Source organism: Gammaproteobacteria bacterium (genome assembly GCA_028817255.1).
GTDB lineage: Bacteria > Pseudomonadota > Gammaproteobacteria > Porifericomitales > Porifericomitaceae > Porifericomes > Porifericomes azotivorans.
Genome location: JAPPQA010000092.1, coordinates 1 through 3,740, shown reverse-complemented (window position 1 = coordinate 3,740; position 3,740 = coordinate 1). Strand labels below are relative to the sequence as shown.

Below are 3,740 nucleotides of genomic sequence, written 5' to 3'. Positions count from 1 at the left end.
CTTGCCCTCGCCGCACTTGCCTTCGCCGCACTTGCCTTCGGCCTTATGGGCATCGGCGACCATGTAGCCGCCGCCATACTCGACCATGCCGAAGGGATTGCCCTCCGCATGGGCCGGGCCCGCAGCAGTCACGGAAACGGCGAAGGTAGCCCCAAGGGCCACCGCGATAGGCTTCAAACTGGATTTCTTCTCTTCGCTCATCTTCGGTTCTCCTCTCGATTTCTAAACGTAACAGACTAGCAAAAAGCCTGCCTTCACGATCACCACCCCTACTGCCGGGGCTCTTTTGGGGCCCGGTCCGGCCTTCGGGATCTGCATCCCCGTGCCTCTTCCTCGGCAACAGGGCAACGGGGGGGAGTCTGCCACAATCCCCGGGCGAATGCCACCCCGCGCAGAGGTCGCAAGCCTCCTGGACAACAGGGCATCGCTACTTTGCCGCGGCCTCAGTCCGTCTGGCGGTTTTCGATCAGCTGTTCCACTACCGCGGGATCCGCCAGCGTGGTGATGTCGCCCAGGTTTTCCGTTTCGTCGGCGGCAATCTTGCGCAGAATGCGGCGCATGATCTTCCCGGAACGGGTCTTGGGAAGGCCCGGCGCCCATTGAATCCGGTCCGGCGTGGCTACCGGGCCAATGATCTCCCGTACCTTGGCCACCAGTTCGCGGCGCAGATCGTCGGTGGCCTCGTGACCCGCCTTCAACGTGACGTAGGCATAGATGCCCTGTCCCTTCAGCCGGTGCGGGCAGGCAACCACCGCGGATTCGGCCACGGCATGGTGCTGACCCAGGGCGCTCTCGACCTCGGCCGTGCCCAGACGGTGCCCCGAGACATTGATCACGTCGTCCACGCGGCCGGTAATCCAGTAGTAGCCGTCTTCGTCCCGGGTCGCCCCGTCGCCGCTAAAGTAGTAACCGGGATAGGCGGAGAAGTAGGTCTCCACAAAGCGCCGGTGGTCGCCGTAAACGGTGCGCATCTGCCCGGGCCACGAGCGCTTCATCACCAGGTTGCCCTTGACGTTGGGCTCCGTTATCTCGCGGCCCTCCACGTCCAGCAGCGCCGGTTCGACCCCAAAGAAGGGCTGGGAGGCGGAACCGGGCTTCAGAGCGGTGACGCCGGGCAGCGGGGTGATCAGGATGCCGCCCGTTTCGGTCTGCCACCAGGTATCCATAATGGGGCAACGGCCTTCGCCGACGACATGGTAGTACCACTCCCATGCCTCCCGGTTGATCGGCTCCCCTACCGTACCCAGTACGCGCAGGCTGGATCGGTCGCAACGCTTGACGTGATCGTCGCCGGCCTGCATCAGGGAACGGATCAGGGTGGGCGCGGTGTAGAAGATGTTGACCCGGTATTTCTCCACCAGCTCCCAGAACCTTCCCGGATGCGGATAGGTGGGCAGCCCCTCGAACATCAGCGTCGTGGCGCCGTTGCAAAGAGGACCGTATATGGCGTAGCTGTGGCCGGTGACCCAGCCTACGTCCGCCGTGCACCAGTAGATGTCGCCGGGATGGTAATCGAACACGTACTTGTGGGTCATGGCGGCATACAGCAGGTAGCCGCCCGTGGTGTGGAGGACGCCCTTGGGCTTGCCGGTGGAACCCGAGGTGTAGAGGACAAACAGGGGGTCTTCGGAATCCATTTCCTCGGGCGGGCAATCGGCGGCGGCCGCCTGCACCGCTTCGCGGTACCAGACATCCCGCTGTTCCTGCCAATCAATGCGCCCCCCGGATAAGCGCGCCACGAACACGGTATGCACGTCCGGGCACGAGGCAACCGCCTGATCGACCTTCTGCTTGAAGGGCAGCTTGCGGCCGCCGCGTTGGCATTCGTCCACCGTGATCACGACCCGGCAGCCGGAATCCAATATTCGGTCGCGCAGCGCTTCGGCGGAGAAGCCTCCGAAAACTACCGAGTGAACCGCCCCGATGCGGGCGCAGGCGAGCATGGCGACGGCAACCTCGGGGACCATCGGCATGTAGATGGAGACGCGGTCTCCCTTGCCGACCCCGCGGGCCTTGAGCGCATTGGCAAAACGGCATACTTCCTCATGCAACTCGCGGAAGGTGAGCAGCCGCTGCTTTTCCTCCTGCTCCCCCTGCCAGATAATAGCCACCCGGTCGGCGCTTGCCGCCAAGTGCCGGTCCAGGCAATTGGCGGCGACATTGAGCCTGCCGTTCAGGAACCATTTGATGCCGGCATCCCGGTAATCCCACTCCTGGACCTTATCCCACTTCCTGGACCAAGCCAGGAACGTCTCCGCCTGTTCCGCCCAGAAAGCATCCGAATCCTCCAGAGAGCGCCGGTACATTTCCAGATATCGCTCGCTGTCAATATGCGCATGGCCGCGCGCTTCCGCAGACACGGGATAAATCTTGCTTTTCTCCGCCATAGTGCAACTTCCTCCAGACCGGGCATCGCAACTGCCCTATTCACGCCCGAAATCCGGTGCGGCTCCCGGTGCGGCCCCAAGTGCGGCCCAGGCGGGAAATAATATGCTATACTGCCGGGCAGCCGCAATCGGCCGCGATTGCGGGTTACAATACACCTTGACCAGGCAGGCAATTCAATGTCAGAGACCATAGCCGTGCCCCACTCGGAGGGGTGCGTCCATGTACTTCCCAGCCGGGAATTACCGGATATAGGCCAGGATATACGGCAGCATTTGCTGGGACCGCCGCCTCGATCCATTCCTTGCAAGTATTTCTACGACGACCACGGTTCCCGGTTGTTCGAGCGGCTCTGCGAGACCTCGGAATACTACCCCACGCGCACCGAGGACGCCCTGTTGCGGGACCACGCCCCCGAGATTATTTCCAAGACCGGGCCGGCGCAAATTCTGGAACTGGGCAGCGGCAACTCGTACAAAACGCGACACTTGCTTGACGCCTGCGAACAGCAGGAGTTGGAATGCTGTTACGCCCCGTTCGACGTGAGCAAGGGCGTGCTCCTGGATACCAGCGCCACATTGCGGGCCAAGTACGGCTGGCTTGATGTCGCGCCGTTGCTGGGAGACTACAACGCCGGCCTGAAAAACCTGCCGCAGTGCGCCGCCGGCCGGCTGTTCGTATTCCTGGGCGGCACCATCGGCAACCTGCGCCAGGAGGAGGCATATAGCCTGCTATGCGACATCCGAGACTGCATGCAAGACGGGGATCATCTGCTGCTGGGCGCCGACCGGGCGAAAGAGACGGACGTGCTGAATGCCGCCTACAACGACACCCAGGGGCTCACCGCCGACTTTAATCTGAACATGCTGCGGGTACTGAACCGCGAGGTGGGCGCGAATTTCAAACGCGAAAGATTCAGCCATCACGCCCGGTACAACGAATCTCTTGAGCGGGTGGAAACGCATCTGGTATCCGAACAAGACCAGGAAGTGCGTTTCGAGTCCCTGGACGAAACGTTGCGGCTTTCCCAGGGCGAGAAGATCCTGACCGAGATCAGCCGCAAGTTCACCTACCGGGGGCTGCACGAGTTGCTGGAATCTTGCGGCCTGCAGGTGGACGCGCACTATCAGCCCGCCAACCGCTATTTTTCCCTGGTGCTGGCCGGGCTTCCCAAGTCCGACTGAGCCCTTTCGTCGCCCCCCGAAAACCCGCTCTCCCGCCTGGCGCCGCCGGCCGCACAAGCCGCTACGCAATCGAGGGGAGGAAAAGCGGCTCTCTCTTGTCCGCCATGGATTCCTGCTTTCGTACGCACCACTCCCCCCTTGATGTAAAGGGGGGAGTGATGGGAAGAATGA

At 62.5% G+C, this 3,740-nt stretch carries 3 protein-coding genes; 1 reads left to right on the top strand and 2 read right to left on the bottom strand.

Features of this window, described 5'->3' with window-relative positions:
* The coding region (locus OXU43_04155; GenBank protein MDD9824349.1) for a hypothetical protein at positions 1-201 on the bottom strand (201 nt) is incomplete at its 3' end.
* 242 nt (positions 202-443) lie between these two features.
* Positions 444-2,387 carry an acetate--CoA ligase gene (gene acs, locus OXU43_04150; GenBank protein ID MDD9824348.1) on the bottom strand — a complete coding sequence of 648 codons (1,944 nt, stop codon included), beginning with the start codon at positions 2,385-2,387 and terminating at the stop codon, positions 444-446.
* Positions 2,388-2,564: 177 nt separating this feature from the next.
* Here acs and egtD point away from each other — a divergent pair, with 177 nt between their 5' ends.
* Positions 2,565-3,569, top strand: coding sequence for an L-histidine N(alpha)-methyltransferase (egtD, locus tag OXU43_04145; GenBank protein MDD9824347.1), 1,005 nt, complete (start codon positions 2,565-2,567; stop codon positions 3,567-3,569).
* Positions 3,570-3,740: the final 171 nt, after the last annotated feature.

Excerpts from the sequence above, each read along its gene's own strand:
- acs (MDD9824348.1), bottom strand. The coding sequence starts at position 2,387 with ATGGCGGAGAAAAGCAAGATTTATCCCGTGTCTGCGGAAGCGCGCGGC.
- egtD (MDD9824347.1), top strand. The coding sequence starts at position 2,565 with ATGTCAGAGACCATAGCCGTGCCCCACTCGGAGGGGTGCGTCCATGTA.